Annotated in this window: 10 protein-coding genes; 1 reads left to right on the top strand and 9 read right to left on the bottom strand. The window is 52.9% G+C overall.

Going from position 1 to position 16,570, the window contains the following annotated elements; genetic code table 11:
• Positions 1 to 418 precede the first annotated feature (418 nt).
• Entirely contained in the window at positions 419 to 616 is a 198-nt protein-coding gene (locus ACP5D4_RS01775; RefSeq protein WP_428009918.1) for a filamentous hemagglutinin N-terminal domain-containing protein, read from the top strand.
• Positions 617 to 684: 68 nt separating this feature from the next.
• Here ACP5D4_RS01775 and ACP5D4_RS01780 read toward each other — a convergent pair whose 3' ends face one another.
• From ACP5D4_RS01780 to rpmB, 9 genes are all read right to left on the bottom strand, one after another.
• On the bottom strand, positions 685 to 1,992 hold the full coding sequence (locus ACP5D4_RS01780; RefSeq protein WP_428009900.1) for a DUF697 domain-containing protein: 1,308 nt from the start codon (positions 1,990 to 1,992) through the stop codon (positions 685 to 687).
• A 75-nt stretch (positions 1,993 to 2,067) separates the two neighbouring features.
• Positions 2,068 to 4,179, bottom strand: a complete 2,112-nt coding sequence (locus tag ACP5D4_RS01785; protein ID WP_428009901.1) for a PAS domain-containing sensor histidine kinase — start codon at positions 4,177 to 4,179, stop codon at positions 2,068 to 2,070.
• Between the two features lie 491 nt (positions 4,180 to 4,670).
• The gene (gene groL, locus ACP5D4_RS01790; RefSeq protein ID WP_428009902.1) at positions 4,671 to 6,350 is read right to left on the bottom strand and encodes a chaperonin GroEL; all 1,680 of its coding nucleotides are present in this window, start codon (positions 6,348 to 6,350) and stop codon (positions 4,671 to 4,673) included.
• Between the two features lie 406 nt (positions 6,351 to 6,756).
• Positions 6,757 to 7,767: a glycosyltransferase family 2 protein gene (locus tag ACP5D4_RS01795; RefSeq protein WP_428009903.1), complete on the bottom strand. Its 1,011-nt coding sequence runs from the start codon at positions 7,765 to 7,767 to the stop codon at positions 6,757 to 6,759.
• A 90-nt stretch (positions 7,768 to 7,857) separates the two neighbouring features.
• Positions 7,858 to 8,442 carry a pilus assembly FimT family protein gene (locus ACP5D4_RS01800; RefSeq protein ID WP_428009904.1) on the bottom strand — a complete coding sequence of 195 codons (585 nt, stop codon included), beginning with the start codon at positions 8,440 to 8,442 and terminating at the stop codon, positions 7,858 to 7,860.
• A gap of 94 nt (positions 8,443 to 8,536) precedes the next feature.
• A complete protein-coding gene (locus ACP5D4_RS01805) occupies positions 8,537 to 9,616 on the bottom strand; it encodes a PulJ/GspJ family protein (RefSeq protein ID WP_428009905.1) in 1,080 nt (359 codons plus the stop codon).
• Positions 9,617 to 9,700: 84 nt separating this feature from the next.
• Positions 9,701 to 10,429 carry a type IV pilus modification PilV family protein gene (locus tag ACP5D4_RS01810; protein ID WP_428009906.1) on the bottom strand — a complete coding sequence of 243 codons (729 nt, stop codon included), beginning with the start codon at positions 10,427 to 10,429 and terminating at the stop codon, positions 9,701 to 9,703.
• Between the two features lie 53 nt (positions 10,430 to 10,482).
• Positions 10,483 to 15,759 (bottom strand): hormogonium polysaccharide biosynthesis protein HpsA, encoded by a 5,277-nt coding sequence (hpsA, locus tag ACP5D4_RS01815; RefSeq protein ID WP_428009907.1) that lies wholly within the window; start codon positions 15,757 to 15,759, stop codon positions 10,483 to 10,485.
• Between the two features lie 452 nt (positions 15,760 to 16,211).
• Positions 16,212 to 16,448 (bottom strand): 50S ribosomal protein L28, encoded by a 237-nt coding sequence (rpmB, locus tag ACP5D4_RS01820; RefSeq protein ID WP_026097996.1) that lies wholly within the window; start codon positions 16,446 to 16,448, stop codon positions 16,212 to 16,214.
• Positions 16,449 to 16,570 lie beyond the last annotated feature (122 nt).

Raw genomic sequence — 16,570 nt, forward strand, 5'->3', positions numbered from 1 at the left:
GATAGGCGCATCTCCCCATACAGTCGTCATCCGGGCCGGTTTGACTCGGTTCGAGTTGCCTGCCATACGCTGTTGGCTCCCGTTTGTTCCCCAGTGGGTTGAGCCAGATCGGCTGGACTTGTTCCTGCGATTCGCCACCCTTACTTCGCGTCGAAAGATGTCGATACTCGTTCAACTACTTAGTTATAGACGAATGAGTATAAAACCTTCAATTCATTTGTCTCTAAGCCTTGCACGGGTTCAACAATCTTTATCCATCGATATATCGATGAAAATTAAGAGCCAAAAACTGTCTTGAATTCTAATCGCAACCCTTAGATGTTGTATGTTTCTTTACCGCCACACAATAGCACAAATTGTCTTCGATCGCACCCTTTTTGAAAATCAAACGGTCAGAATTGATGGAAAGTGAATTAAAATTGAAGGAGGAACCCAGGCGGGAAATAATTTATTTCAGAGTTTCGATCGCTTTTTAATTAATACTAATACCGAAGTAAACTTTAACAACAGCATACAAATAAAAAACATTATTGCTCGCGTTACAGGAGGCGAAATATCGACGATCGACGGCTTGTTAAAAACTCCCCCTCATGGAAGCGACGAGTTGGTAAGGTGACGAGAACCACGGCGGGACTTGGAGACCGTCTTTCGATCGCGTGTGGGGACTGCCGACGCTGACGGCGTTTACAGGCTCAGGCGAGCCAGCAAACTCTCGCGATCGACCCGTTCCAGAATCTCCCGAATCACCGTATCCGCGCCCGTCGGTCCCCAAGTGCCGCCTTGTTGCAAATAGGTTTTCGCCGCCTGTCCCACAGCGTAAGCTCCCATGCCGGCAATCGTGGCTTGAGCGACAGCGGACCCCGCATAACCGGGGAATCCCACCGTTTTACCCATGCCGAAGGCAGCGTTGCTGAGGGTTTCCCCGAGTAGCAAGCCCCCCGCCCCGAGCAAAATGGTTTTGAGGAGTTTTCCCGCTTCGTGGTTGGTCATGGGTAAATCGTAGAGATGCGCCAGCGATCGCACTAAAATCAAATCCGCCAAACTGCCCCCGAGAATATCGAGGAGAAAGACCGGGTTGAGGGCGACAGCAGCAGCCTTGTAGCGAGTAAACTTCCAAATCAACTCGTCCGCGTCGCGATCGCGCAGTTCCACCAGAGTTTTGACCATTTCCCGTTCCGCGTCCCGCGCCTGCACTAAGGCGTTGAGCGCCAGCAGCGATCGCCCTTGACGTGCCAACAGCGTTAACAACTTCTCCTTCAACTCCCTCACATCTGGCGGCGGCGTTTCCCAAACATCTTCAACCCGTCCGTCGGGGAGTTCGTGACGCACCCGCATCGGCTTGGGATCGGCCGCTACGCGAACGATTTCGTCCGGCCGCAAAGGAATCCCCTGACGGTTGCCCAAACTGCGAAGCTGTTCGTACACCGCTTCGCGATCGCGATCGGGGTACAAATCCGTTTTATTGAACACCAACAAAGCAGGTTTGCCAGTTTGCCACAAATCGCAAAGGGCGGCGTACTCCGTGCGCGTCACGTCTCCAGCCACCACGAACAAAATGATATCGGCTTGTTTCGCCACCTCCCGCGCCATCTCAGAGCGAGTTCCGCCGTCGATTTCATCCAACCCCGGCGTATCGATGAGTTCCACTTGCAAGTTCGAGGCCAGGTTTTTCGCTGGGGGAAGCCAGAGGATCGATCGCGGCCATTGGGTGACGCCGTTGAGGGGGCCGGTGGGGAGTAAGTTTTCCCCGAGTAGGGCGTTGAGGACGGCGGATTTGCCCCGACTGACCAAACCGAAAGCGGCGATACGGAGGATTTGACGGTCGAGTTTTTCGAGATTGGCTTGTAAAATTTCCCGTTGTTCGTGAAAGTAGCGATCGAGTTGAGTATTGCGATCGGTCGGTCGCGAACGAGGCGGCCGGGAATATCGGGCCAGGGTTTTGGTCAAACTGGCACGGGCGCGGTGAAAATCGAAATCTTGAGGGTCTCGCACGGTCGAGGAAGGGGTTAGATCGATCGAAAAAGGACTTGTTTTAGCATCGAGTGAAGGACTTCGCTGGGTCAACAGTTAGGGCGATCGCTCCTCAAACTCTTCTGGCTCGAAGTCTTCAGACTCGAACTCTTGAGACTCGACGGCTTCTGATTCCAAAAACTCCGAAGCCTCCGGATTGACTTCGGCCCTGTCGTCCGGTTCCGTCTCGTCCCCAGCCAAGGCATCGGGGTCGGATAAATCGGGCAACCCCAACAGTTCGCTGCTGAGAAGCGGTTCGTCCCCCCAGCCCCAAGCCTCTTCGTCCTCCTCTTCCCAATCCTCCGGAAAATCGTCCGGGTCGCGGTCGATTTCCTCTTCCCCTTCAAAATCCTCCAAACTGACGTTGGCAAATTCCGGCAATCCCAACAACTCCGCCGTTTCTTCCAGTAGCGGCGCGTCGTCTTCCGAGAGCGCCTCGCTACCCGAGGCGCGATCGTGGTAAGCGGAGGCGCTGCCTTCGCCCGTCGAACGCTCTCGAGAAGAGGTATTGGCCGGTAAATCGACGATGAAGGTCGAACCAACTCCCGGCTCGCTTTCCACGCTGATATCGCCCCCCATCATCTGACAGAAGCGACGACTGATGGCCAGTCCCAACCCCGTCCCGCCATATTTTTTAGTGGTCGATTGGTCAGCTTGAGTAAAGGGTTGAAAGATACTTTGAATTTGGTCGGGGGTCATGCCGATGCCCGTATCGCTGACCCGGAAACAAATCCATCCCGGCTCTTCAGCGGCCACCGGTTTGTCGAAGGTCTCCCGGTCGGCACCGTCTTCAGCAATGGCGCTAAACGGCGATTCTTGGCGGTTGACCGTCAACCAAATGGTACCGCGATCGGTAAATTTGGCTGCGTTGCTGAGGAGGTTTAACAATACCTGTTTGACTTTGGTGCGATCGGCGTGCATTTTGCCCAAATTGAGGCTACACTCGACCCGCAGCGTATTCGTATTTTTCTCCACCAACGGCTGTACCGTCGCTTCGAGTTCTTGCACCAGGGGCGCCACCTCGAAGATTTCTGGCACGATGTCCATTTTCCCGGCTTCGATTTTCGAGAAGTCGAGAATATCTTGAATAATGGAGAGCAAATGGCGTCCGGCGGTGGTGATGCTTTTGAGGTCGGAGGTCATTTCCTCGTCGTCGAGTTCCATGTCCTCGACCTCTTCTTGGAGGATTTCGCTATAGCCGATAATGGCGTTGAGGGGGGTTCGCAGTTCGTGGCTCATGTTGGCCAAGAACGAGCTTTTCGCTTGGTTGGCGGCTTCGGCGGCGAGGGTGGCTTGATAGAGTTCGGCTTCGGCCCGTTTGCGTTCGGTAATGTCTCGGGCGAAGGTGCAGGTATATTCTTCGTCGTTGTAAACCAGCGAGTTAATGGTAATTTCAACCGGAAAGACTTTCCCCGATTTGGTACGGTGGCGGGATTCCAAGGTAAAGGAGCCGAACTCTTTAATTTGATCCCAGTAGTCGGGCCAAATTTCCGGCGGCAAGTCCGGGTTAATGTCGTGAATGGTCAGAGATAACAACTCATCGCGGCTGTACCCCAAGGAGAGACAGGCGGCGTCGTTGACGTAGAAAATCTGTCCCGAACGCGCGAACCAAAACACCGCGTCTCCGGCTTTGTTGATGGAGATTTGGCTCATGGGAAGGGTGTTGTCGAGGCGTTCTCGTTCTTCCCGTTCCCGTTTGAGTTCGGCTTCAACCCGAGCCAGCTTTTCGAGGAGCTGACGTTTCGCGTGCCGCGCTTTCGAGAGAATCTGTTTGGGTTTGCTGATATCGTCGCAGGTTAAGATGAGGCCGCCCACCTTACCCTCGTTGTCGTACCAGGGGCGGATCGTCCAACTGACGGATCGTTGGGAGCCGTCCGAGAGGGGAAAGGTCGCATCTTGCCAGCGTTCCGTGCGACCTTGAAGACAGCGCTGGTGAATCGATCGCCAACGTCGGACGCGATGGGGACAGAGATCGTAGTGCGATCGTCCCTGTAACGGCTGGCCGTCAATGCCCATGAGCTTTCGCCACTGACGACTCGTACATAAATACTTCATTTGACAGTCCACCATCGCGATCGCAACGGGACTGTGTTCTAAGAACAGCTCGAACAACTCTAGGTTTTCGGGGACGTACATGGCGTACTCGTGGCTTGGCTCGTGGAATACCACCAGATAGCAGACAGATGCAGAATTGCCCGGTGCGACCTTGCCCGCTTTCTAACATCCTCTCACAATCGATCGTCTGTCGTACTGCCAACAACTAGAGATCGTGGCGATCGCATGGCTCGTCTTTCAAACTCACGGCGATGGCAACGGGCTCCCCAATTCAGGACTCTCGAGGTTAGTCAAAGGGTTTCAATGGCTCGATCGCGACGCAACTCCTGTGAAACGATGGGGTTGATAGTAGCCGCAGTACTCAGGTATTTGGTTTAGGCTCGATCTTCAATCGGGAACGCTAACGTTAGATTAATTCAGCTCTTCGATCGACGGGTAGATTTGTTACAAATCGATTGCAAGGGGAACAAACGCAATAAAGAGGTGAGGACTTCGAGTCTTCACCTCTTTATTGTACTCAGAATTGCAATTGGATTATTGCCTTCGCACGGTGGCAACTGGGTTACGACCAGCAGACAACGGCTGAACTGGCAAAAGCTGACGACTTACATCATGCCGCCCATGCCCATGCCGCCCATGCCCATGCCGCCCATGCCGCCCATGCCGCCCATGGCAGCAGCGGCGTCAGCTTCAGCGGATTTCGGCTCGGGTTTCTCCACCACCAGGGCTTCCGTCGTCAGCACCATTGCAGCAATGGAACCGGCGTTTTGCAGGGCCGAACGCACCACTTTCGCCGGGTCGATAATCCCCGTGGCGATGGTGTCTTCAAACTGGCCGGTGAGCGCGTTGTAACCCACGTTAAATTCGCTGTCGCGCACTTTCTCGACGATGACCGACCCTTCGACGCCTGCGTTGTTGGCAATTTGCATCAGCGGGGCTTCGAGGGCTTTAGCGACGATGTTGGCGCCGAGTTGTTCTTCGTCACTCAAACCGGCTTTAAAGTCTTCGACTTTCTTGGCCAGATGAATCAGAGTCGTACCGCCTCCGGGGACGATGCCTTCCTCAACCGCCGCTTTGGTGGCGTTGAGGGCGTCTTCGATACGAAGTTTGCGGCTGCGCAGTTCGGTTTCGGTAGCGGCTCCCACTTTGATGACGGCGACACCGCCGGCGAGCTTGGCAATGCGCTCTTGCAGTTTTTCAGAATCGTAGTCGGAATCGGTTCTTTCGAGTTCTTTACGCAGTTGCTCGATGCGTTTTTGAACGTCGGATTTGTTGCGAGCGTTGTCTTCAGCCAGAATCGTCGTCGTTTCTTTGGTCACGTTGACTTTCCGTGCCGTTCCCAACATCTCAGGGGTCAGAGCGTCGAGGCTCAAGCCGATATCTTCGGAGATCACTTGACCGCCTGTGAGAATGGCGATATCTTGCAGCATTTGTTTGCGGCGATCGCCAAAGCCAGGAGCTTTGATAGCCGCGACGTTGAGGACACCTCGGGTTTTGTTGACGACGAGAGTGGCCAGAGCTTCGCCTTCAACGTCTTCAGCCACGATGAGGAGGGGTTTGCCCTGTTGGGCAACTTTTTCGAGAACCGACACCAAATCTTGAATGGCGCTAATTTTTTGGTCGGTGATGAGAATGTAGGCGTTATCGAACTCCACCACTTGACGCTCGTTGTCCGTGACGAAGTAGGGGGAGATGTAACCGCGATCGAGCTGCATCCCTTCCACCACTTCCAGCTCGGTGGTTAAGGATTTCGACTCTTCTACGGTGATGACGCCGTCTTTGGTCACTTTGTCCATTGCTTGGGCGATCGTCTGGCCGACTTCTACGTCGTTTCCGGACGAGACGGTCGCCACTTGTTCGATCGCGTCCCCTTGGACGGGTTTGGCTACAGCGGCAATTTCTTCAAGGAGTTTCGCCACTGTTTTTTCGATGCCCCGCTTGACGGCGACGGGATTCGCTCCAGCGGCGATGTTTTTGAGACCCTCGCGAATCATCGCCTGGGCTAACACGGTGGCAGTCGTGGTTCCGTCTCCAGCGATGTCTTTGGTTTGGGAAGCGACTTCGAGGATCAGTTTCGCTCCCGCATTTTCCAGGGGATCTCCGAGTTCGATTTCTTTGGCGATGGTGATGCCGTCGTTCACGATGTCCGGTGCGCCAAATTTTTTCTCGAGAACGACGTTCCGACCCTTCGGCCCGAGGGTGATACGCACGGCGTCGGCGAGGGCGTTGACCCCACGCTCGATCGAGCGCCGCGACTCTTCATCGAAGGAAACGATTTTTGCCATGATATGGGTAGTTGAGCGACTCCAACTACTCAACTTAGCACTCTGGGGTATCGAGTGCTAATTCGTGGAAACCGTACTTTTACAGTGAACAGTGAGCAGTGGTAGGGTGCGTGACGCGGACTAGAAAATCAGGCCGAAGTCAGGCCTATTGTATTCCCGCGTCACGCACCGCCGCCATCACCCCATCATCCCATTACCCCATCATCCCATCACCCCATCCCCCTCAGTGGGGTAGAAAACTTTCCGAGATTGGTGGTTGACAAAATGCACAAAATATGTATTTGAGTGCCAGATCCTTGGCAGCCATTTACCGATCTGAGATTTTGAGCAGAACCCTTTAATACGGCGATATCTTTTCTAAGAAGGGTTTCAGGACTTTTCTGCACCACCAAGCCCCATCACCTCATCACCCCATCACCCCATCATCGCCGATGACTTCGCGCACGCGGTAAATGGGGCGTTTTTGGGATTCGTGATAGGTTCGCATCACCAGTTCTGCCAACAGTCCGAAGCTAAAGAGTTGGATTCCGGCAAGGACTAGGAGAATAGACAGGGTTAATAGAGGGCGATCGCCAATATCTTGACCCAAAGCGAGTTTTAAGAAAGTTAAATAGCCGCCCAAGGCGATTCCGGCGAAGGTACAGGTAATTCCGAAAAAGCCGAAAACGTGCATCGGACGAGTTAAAAACTTCTTCATGAAGAAGACCGTTAACAAGTCCATGAGAACTCGGAAGGTTCGCCCCAAGCCGTATTTGCTTTTACCGTACTGGCGAGCGTGGTGGGCGACGGGAATTTCGACGATACGCGCCCCTTCAATAAAGGCTAACGCGGGAAGAAAACGGTGCAGTTCGCCGTAAAGGTTCAAATCGGCGACGATTTCCGCTCGGTAGGCTTTGAGGGAACAGCCGTAATCATGTAGCGGAACGTCTGTGACGCGGCCGATAATCCAGTTGGCGATTTTGGAGGGAAGCAGACGGGTCAGAGCGGCGTCTTGTCGGTTTTTGCGCCAACCGCTGACCAGGTCGTAGCCTTCTTCGAGGGTGGTCAGCAGACGAGGGATGTCGGCGGGGTCGTTTTGGAGGTCGCTATCCATCGTCACGACAATGCGGCCGCGAGCGTGGCGGAATCCGGCGGCCATAGCAGCGGTTTGGCCGTAGTTGCGGCGGAAAATGACGGCTCGCAGGTCGTGGCGTTGGCGGGCTAGTTTTTGGAGTAAGTCGGTGGAACCGTCGCTAGACCCATCGTCGACGAGGACGATTTCGTAAGTTTTGGAGATTTGAGCCATCGTGGCTGCGATGGCCGTTACGAGTTTGGGGACGCTCTCGACTTCGTTGTAAATGGGGGCGACGATCGACACCTCGGGACGGTTGGAGACGATCTCGCGGTGGGACTCGATGGAAGAGGACAACTCGCTCATCGGGGGCGTTGAACCTGGAAAATTTCAGATTCATTGTAATACTCGATGGGCGGATACTCGACGGCCGGCGAGGCCAGGTTCTCGATCGATCTATTCGCAGCCTTCATCTCGATCGACCCGCAGGGTGCCTAAAATGGTCGCGACGACGATACAGCGCTTCGTTCCGTCGGGATTGTCTTTGGCGACGAAGGTCATGCGTCCGATTCGATCGTCGTTCCCTGCTTGGTTGTCGAACCAATTATCTGCAATCACACCGCGATCTTGAAACTGCACGCAGTAGTCTCCGGCTTCGCACTCGCTATTAGCGATATCAGTAAGCTCTGCCTTGATGAAAACGCGATCGCCCGCTTCGGGAACCAGAGTTTCCCAAACCGCCCCACTCCCAACGGGGTGAACTGCGCCTTGTAACTGACCGTCGCTTTCGCGGAAACTGGCTTCCCAAGTGCGGTTTTCCGTGACCGATCGCGACTGTGCGGTTCGCATAATTTGAAGAGCCGCATCGGTGGTAGCGTTAATCCGTTGGCGGTTAACGAACGCCAGCCAACCGGGGGCGGCGATCGCTGCCAGAATGCCAGCCATAACGATGACCACCAGTAGTTCGATGACGGTAAATCCGGCTTTGGGGTCTTGAGTGGGGTTGTCAGATGGGGGGGTCGATCGCGATCGCGAATACATAAAACTTGGCTCTCCTGGGTCAGATTCGATAGTTTGCAGACCAGCATCGAAGGTCTCGCTGCTTGCCACCTCGTCACAGTTTGCCGTGAAAGAGCTAATCTGTGGGGGGTTTTTTATTTCGCACGCCGCGATTTAAAACTTGTGTTTGAAGCGCGGGCATAAATCCTTCGTTAGCTGTACGGATACCAGGCTTTCCTGCAGCATTTCCCCTTAAAAATAAAATCACTTTTTGGTTAAAAGCACCGCTTTCTCCCGTATCTTCATCTGTGTTGACTGTAAACTTTTCGGACAACTTAACACAGGCGTAGAAATTCCGCATATTGCTAAAACCGTATCGATCTAATGTCGAATCGCTAGGGGTTCGGATGTATCGAATCCGAGCGTTGGTTGCATCTTCAGCAGGGCATTCGATACTTGCTCCACCCGCTTCGACTAATTCGGGGATATTTTCTAAGGCGCGATCGTCTACAAAGTCTACCAAAACTGCAAATCGGTTATCCGCAGGGCTTCCATCCTGTTGGTTGTTTCCTTCTAGATCGAGAGGCCATCGATCGAAACTTGTATTGACAGTTGGATCGGCATAACCCGAGACTAAATCTCCATCGTTTTCATACCTCGGCAGGGTATAGCGTAAGATACGAGATTTACCTTGCCAAATATTACTTTCGTTATTTCGAGACAGCCAATATACCACAAGAGTATACATTCGTCCCACAATACAAGCCTCAGTTCCGATTAATTCTTGGCAATTTTCTCTAACTTGCTCCGGTAGTGGATCGAGTTTCCAAAAGGCCAAAATCGGAACACTGTCATCGCTGGGCTTGGGAATGTAATTCCCGTTAAAAAGCCCCGAACAGTTATCTGAAATCAGAGATCCCGTTCCGCTCAAGTCTTCGTCTGCCAAACATTTTCCATCGTAAACGTAGACGGCTTCTCGAATATCCGTACTAATAAAGTCGAGAGCCATTTGCATTTCTCGCTGAGTTTCTGTTCGTGCTGTTTCTCGCGTCTCAGTAGACATTAACTCCACGACTAGGCTCATCAACCCCGTCACTATCAAACTGCCAATAATAATCGACACGAGTAATTCAGTCAGCGTAAAACCGAGAGAAGTACGGGATTTTTTCCAGCCTCGAAAGCGGCCGAGCAGTTGAGTTAAAAACAGGACAGACATCGTTTTTAGGATAAGAGGAACGGGGGTTCGGTGAGTGTGAAATCGTGGGGGCAATATCGATCGCCAAAGCTGCGAGCATCTAGATTAGAAATCACAGTTGCTGCCACCGGGCAACATCTCACAATATTTTTGGAGAGCTTGACTGCGATCGGCTTGGGCGAGAGTGGTATACAGTACTGCCAGCGGACGCCTTGTTTGCTGTCCCTGCCCGTTCGTTAATGTTAGGGAAGCCTCTTGAGTTTCGAGGTTTCCGAACTCAGCGTTTCTGTAGTAAACTCGAACGCCCATTCCAAACACGATCGGAATTTCCGAGGTAGAATCTTCCGTATCGATTTCTATAGTTTGCTCGTTACCTCGAAACGTCTGCACGAAAAAATCTTCTTCGCAATCTCCATCTATATCGACAGGTAAGGCACTATCAACAGGGACTTGGCTCGGATTGCGATCGTAGTTAGAGCATTCAAAGTTGGTCGATTGCAGCGAACCGAAGGCGCTACTCGGTGCTGCCACAGCCGAAAGATCGGAACCGTCCGCCTGGGCAGGCAGTCGATCAACCGTATCGGGTTGGATTCCCTGTTCGATTAACACCCGCACTTGGTCGATTTGACCGTGAGCCAGTTGAATCGCCTGTTCAGCCCGTCGGTTTTGTACGCGGGTAGCGACGGCGAGGAAAATGGCAGGGGTAATAGAAATCGTGACAGCAGAAACCACGAGAATGGCCACTAACCCTTCCACGAGCGTTAACCCCGCCTCGGAGGTGTTCGAGGTTTTGCACCAACGTCGAAATTGTGGCTCGAACTTGAAGTGTTTCATGGTTGGGTACGTTTGCTAACCTACGATCGCTTGGGGTGAAGGGGTCTCTGCTTTTACGGACAGTTGGTTACGCGAGGATCGATTTGTCCTCCGCCATCAGCCGAAGCACAACGCAGGGTTTTGATGTACGGATCGTCTACAGGCAGCTCGGTGTAATATTCGCTACGCGTACTTCCCACTGTCACCAAACGACTCGAGACCGGACCGGGTGCTGTTAACTGGAGCGCGACATCGTAACCCCAGAGCCGATTGGGGGCGAGATAGTATTGGATGAACTCGTCGTCTTGGAGGGTGGCGTCAGGTTCCCAACCATCTTGGTCGAAGGGAGCGCTCGAAGAAGTGCTGAAGTTGAGTTGGAGGAAAGACCCACTCATAAAGAGGTTTTTCTGCTCCCAATTTTCGATAAAGCGTGGGAAGTTATGTAAACCACCGTAAGATTGTTGTTGCCGTGAAGGTGTAATGCCACTAATAATAATGGCGTTCACGTGTTGCTCGTTGGTGGCTTCGACGATCGCCCGTTGGACGGGACGCCCGTAGCTCGTGCTTCGATCGAGATCGAAGTACGCTCCATCGTATTCAAAGGGATCGGGATCGTCCCAGGCATCGATCGTCAGTCGGGGATTGCCGTTGTGGGAAATTTGAAGCGGCGAATCGATATCGGCGGGATTTTCCCGCAACCAAACGCTATTGTCGGCAATGTTCGCATTGTCGCTCGGACGGGGAAAGGCTAAGTAAGACGTAATATCTTGTCGGGGATTTTGTTGGCATCCATACACTTCGTTTAACTGACCGAGGTTGCTGCGCTTTAAATCGCGCAAGGCTTGGGTCAGAGAGGTTCCCGGATCTAGGGTACTACCCGTCTCTGCAACGATTAGAAACGGATCTTCGATGCTACCGTCGCAGAAGTTGTTAGAAAGGATGGTCATACCATCGACGAGGAACTCGCTATACCGCCAACTGTCGTCATCGGGATCGGCGAACCGACCATCTCGACTGTTGGTATTGCTCCGTTGGTTGTAAAACTCGTTCGGTCCCCAGTCGTCTTTATCTGACAAGGTGTAGTTGAATTCTTCAATGGGATCTCCACAACTTCCGCCGGGGGATTTGTGGCAATTAAAGTCACCTTGGATGTAGGCAGCGTTGTCGGAAATCAGGGTTAAACCGTACTCGGTCCCTCCTCCTCGCGCGTCGCGAGAGATATCTTCGCCGTTAAGAATTCGGAAACCATGGGCCCTGCGATCGGGATCGGGGACGAAGTTAACGGGTTTGGGACTGATACCGTTATCGGGGTTGACTTGCGGATCGATGCCTTTATCCCCACTAAACACCTCTGTGTTGCATCCGTTACCGATATCGCTGGCAGCGCGACAGTTTCCTCCCGGGGGACGTTCGATAGCGTCTTCCCGCAATCCGTCTTCGCGAAATGCAAAGACGATCCCTCCATCGATCGCTTCTTCGTTGTTTCCACCTGCCAGCCAGGTATCGCCGTTAATCTCGCCATTAACACCACCGGCTTTGTCGGTTAGCAGTTCGAGATCCATGTTTAAGACACGAACGCTTTGTAATTCCCGGCCGTTGTAGAGGGCAGTATCTTTGAATCCAACGCGATAGTAACTATTGTTCAAACCGTCGTAAACGAGGCTGAATTGCTGACAGTTGGGGTTGATATTGGTGGCACTGGCATCGTTATCACAGAGCGTACTGGGATTGTCTACCCTGAGATAGGGCAACGTCCAATTATCAATGGCCAAGGGTTTGATGGCAATCTCACTCAATTTAGTGGCGTCGAACGCTTTGTAAGTGAAACCGCCGTTTTCAGAGACGACATAAGGATCTCCGACGTAGAACACTTCATCGGGTTGATCGTCGTTGGTGTCCGTGGTTCCGTCGAGGTTCAGATCGTCGGCGGCCGTACTGTGGTCGTGGTCCTCGATGGGGAACAGATAGTACAGGGCGGGATATTTGGCAGGGGTGTCGAGACGGCCGTTTTCGTTGACGTCTTCTTCGTCTTCGTCGCCGTCGAAAACCGCATCGAGAACTGCATCGTAGTCCGGTTCTCCATCGGCGTCGAGTTTGCGATCTTCGTTGGCATTAATTCCGCAGAGACTGGTGGCTAACCGGAGGAATCGACCCTCTTCGTATGCGTTCATGTCATCCGGTCGGCCGAAGCCAAAGTAGTTATTACCCGTCTCCGCACTAAAATCACAGGTGAAGTTGAATCGGAACGGTGTATCGAGGACGCCGTTGCCGTTTAGATCTTCTCCTGGATCTAAAACGCCGTTGAGGTTGGCGTCTTCGTTGACATCGCGAAGATCGCCGTCGTCGTTGAGATCTTCTCCCTCAGATGGCTCGTTGATGGCGACTGGATTTCCCTCTTCATCTTCGACCTCAATTTTATCGGGCTTCGGCTCTTCGTCGTCGTCACCGGTGTTTCGGTTGCCGTTCAAGTCGAGTCCTAGGACATCTCCGCTTTCAGTTTCGGCTGAAAATACCCAAGGTTGTCCTAAAACCACTGCCAGTTGGTCAGTATCGTTTTCGTCGAGGATGACGTCGCTGGTATCGGGGCTAAAATCTTCGTCGAAAAATCTGGCGGAGTATTGGTAAACGCCAGGGGTGTCGGGAGAGGGACGGAATCCCATTTTTCGATCGCGATACACTTGTTCTTTGAGATTTAACAAGCGGGCTAATTCTTGTTGGTCTTGGGGTAATGCGGCAATGTACGCTTCGGGGGGAGGCACGACGCCTCGTAGGTTTTCGGGATTGTCTAAGCCTTCGGGAACGAGAACGAAGTTGGCGACCGGATCGCCACTCGACCACCCGTCAGGATAGACTTCGACCCGAACTTTTCCGGTATCTGGGTCTTCAATGAGTTTGACTTCGCCGTTGCTGGTGTCGCCGTCTCCGAGAAGAGTTAAAGCATCGTGCAACTGCTGAATAGCCGGTTGGTTGGTGGCGTAGTCAAAGGCATCGAGATAGCTGATGTTGTAAGCTAAGGCTCCCAAGGTTAACGCGGCGGTGTGTTTGTTCGACCAATCGGCAAAACTGTCGCGATCGTCGTTGAGAGTCCGACGTAGGTTCGAGAAGTTACCCCACTGTGTCAGAGCTGGATTGGGATGAATTTCCCCGGCTTCTTGTTTGGCAGGAAAAGCTCCGTCTATATCTCCGGCTAGATGGGCGAGATTGTCTAGGGCTTCTTGCATCTCAGCCTTTCCGACATCGAAGTTGGTGAGGTCTAACTGCCAACCGTTGGTGCCGTGACCGGTCAAGAAATCTAAAACCAGTTCTTCGGCATCGTCTCCGAAATTGCCGTTGAATAGGGTGTTGTAGTCAGATTTAACGGCAAAGGGAATTTGAGGAGGGCTGAAGATAGCACTGTGTTTGAGGGTTTCGGCGGTACCGGGGTGAACGGTCGTGACCAGGGCTGCCACTGGCGGATCGTCTGTGCCGTTCGCTGCTTCTGCGGCATGGTAGATAGCCGTCGTTTGCGCGGCCGCGAGGTTGTCGCGCAGGGTTCGGCGTTGTAGGGATTCGTGCAGTCGATTTCGGGTCAGTTTGTCTTCTTCGACCTGTTGGGGATCGGTGGTACCGGAAAAGGCATCTTGCCCGAGTTCTAAACGCTGACCGACAATAACGCGCATTCCTTCGCGCCAGGCTCGCCGTTCCCAATAGCCATCGAGTCCCAAATCTTTGGGATCTTCGTCGTCTCCGACTTCGAGCCGCAGGAGATCTTCGGTGGCAGTTGTGATGGGTTCTCCAGTTTGAACGCCAAGTCCGACGCCATTGATATTTTTCAGGCGTAGATTTTCATCGCTACCGTAACCGGGTTTAGGACCATAGCGATCGTCGGCGCGATAGAAGTCGTCCACGTAAGGACGTTTGGCTGATTGGTTGAAGATTCGGCTGCGTCCCCACAAATCGCTGGCTTCAAAACTTTCGTCCCGAACGTTACTGGCACTATAGCTAGGATTCCGATAGACCGATCGATCTTCGGTAAATAAAACGATGGGGTCTAACGTAATGCCAATCACGCTTCTTGAATTGTTCAAGGAATCCGTTTCGGGATCGATGAAGGTTTGAGGTGGGTCGGTATCGTTTTCGTGATGTTGGGGATTGCTCTCGTCCCAGAGGTGGAAGAAGGAACCCGGAGAGAGTTCGTTGCTGTTGACTAATCCACTGACCATCTGTCCTTCGTAGACTTCGTCAGTTTCGGGATCGACCGATCGATCTAAGGTAACTTCTGAGGTCGATCGACCAGCTTGATAGAGACAAGACCCAGGTCCGCTAACGAGATAGCCGTACACGCTGACGCGAAGTCGCCGGGGTTGGTTGCGACCGATAATGAGACTTCCATCGGAGTGCATCGCCCCGTTCCATTTGAAATCGCGACCGGGAAAGATTTCCAGGTCGTTACGGAACCATGCCCCCCACTTGTTACCTCGGTCGGCTTGCCGTTCTTGTTGGACTTCTAAGGTCGTGACTGTTCCATCCTCGTTATCGGCTATGGCAAAGGCATCGATTTGGAAATTTTTGAGCAAAATTGCCGTACTGACGGGATCGCGCAACCAACCGTTTTCAATACGACTGATGTCTTCGTCTGCTGCTGGTTCGCATCCGGGTTTGGGTATGCCGCCGTAAGGCCCTTGTCGGACTTCACGTCTGCCTGCTCGTGCGGTGAGATCGTTGTCGCTTTGTTGAGCTAACTCGGTCACCTCGGCCGGGGTGTTCCAAATGACGGAGTAAGCGACTCGCAAATCGGGAACGCCGTTGTTATTTTCATCGTCTGCTGTGCCGTCTCCGTCTTGGTCTACATCGAAATACCAAGCGTTATCTTTTTCTCCGTCACCATCGATGTCTAGGCGTTTTTCATCGGGCAAGGTATAGGGAGGAGCGTTGGGATCGGGGTCGGGGGCATTGGGATCGGGGTTTTCTTCGATGTTCAACATGATCCGTTCGAGCAATTCTTCCGACGGAATCCCTTGGGGAATGCGATCGTCCTGGGTGAACATGTATTCGAGCTTGGCTTTGGCCCGATCGATCGCTGGCGTAGCAGCGTTGTAAATCACTCGATCCCGGCGGATTAAAATGGCTTGCTCGGTGCGCGTAACGGTTCTCAGTAAAATGGCACCGACGACGAGCGCCATGACGAGCAGCAACATAATCGCCGTCGGTAAGACGAAGCCCGCTGTCCTCAACTGTTTGTGGCGGCGGCGTCGGGAAAATAGCGGTTCTAAGAGGTTACGACGCAGGAACTGGGCGAATTTCGCCCAGGCCAGTTTGAGCGCGTTTTTCAACCAACGCTTCAACATAACGATCGAGTGGGGCTTAGCCATAGGTCTCGGGCTGACTCGGCAGATGCTAGGGTGATACGAACCCAGACGGAACGAACGATGCAACCTGAAAGAAGGGTCTTCGATGGGGGTCGATCGAAGCTCGACATCCCGGCGGCTCTGGCCGGGAGGCTAACTCAGTGTTAGCGCATTCTGACACGGAGCGACAATATCGAGAATTTACTGAGTCTCTTTCTTAGCGTACCCATCTGCTCTCTAGAATCGATCTGGGTTTCTACGGTTTTTCTGTATTTTGTCTCTGTAGTTGTTGCGAGATGGCGGACGGTTAGGGTTGTGAGCGGAGACGGCACGATCGCATATGAAGTTCCAGGTTTGAAGTTCCCGACTCGTTCACGGCCAAATCTTATCCTCTCGATGGCAAAACCGGGCTTCACTCGATGTGAAACCCGGCTCGACTGGTGTTAAATTGTGAAATTTGCAGTTTGTCGCCCGATTTAAAATTTGTTCAAATCGATGCCGGCTTCTTTGGCGACAGCGGCCAATCCTTTTCGTTGAATGGTTTTAATGGCTTTGGTGGACAGGCGCAGGCGTACCCAACGGTTTCCTTGCGGCCACCAAATTTTTTTCCATTGCAGGTTGGCTTCTTGTAAACGCTTGGTGCGGCGGTGAGAGTGAGAGACTGCGTAAGCGTTATTGGCTTTTTTTCCGGTGACTTGGCATCTGCGAGCCATATTTCCGTTCTCCTAAGTTGAACTATACTCGAGCTGTTCGATGGAATGGCGTTCGGACACAAAACGCCCAGTCTCCCATCATATCATCGATCGACTTGGAGGTCTTTCGCGGCAAGAGTCTT

It is taken from the genome of Baaleninema sp. (assembly GCF_049974805.1).
Lineage (GTDB): Bacteria > Cyanobacteriota > Cyanobacteriia > Cyanobacteriales > Geitlerinemataceae > Baaleninema.

Bases quoted from the DNA above. Each gene is read 5' to 3' on its own strand.
- ACP5D4_RS01795 (WP_428009903.1), bottom strand. From the start codon at position 7,767: ATGAGCGAGTTGTCCTCTTCCATCGAGTCCCACCGCGAGATCGTCTCC.
- ACP5D4_RS01805 (WP_428009905.1), bottom strand. From the start codon at position 9,616: ATGTCTGTCCTGTTTTTAACTCAACTGCTCGGCCGCTTTCGAGGCTGG.
- hpsA (WP_428009907.1), bottom strand. From the start codon at position 15,759: ATGGCTAAGCCCCACTCGATCGTTATGTTGAAGCGTTGGTTGAAAAAC.
- ACP5D4_RS01800 (WP_428009904.1), bottom strand. From the start codon at position 8,442: ATGTATTCGCGATCGCGATCGACCCCCCCATCTGACAACCCCACTCAA.
- ACP5D4_RS01810 (WP_428009906.1), bottom strand. From the start codon at position 10,429: ATGAAACACTTCAAGTTCGAGCCACAATTTCGACGTTGGTGCAAAACC.
- rpmB (WP_026097996.1), bottom strand. From the start codon at position 16,448: ATGGCTCGCAGATGCCAAGTCACCGGAAAAAAAGCCAATAACGCTTAC.
- groL (WP_428009902.1), bottom strand. From the start codon at position 6,350: ATGGCAAAAATCGTTTCCTTCGATGAAGAGTCGCGGCGCTCGATCGAG.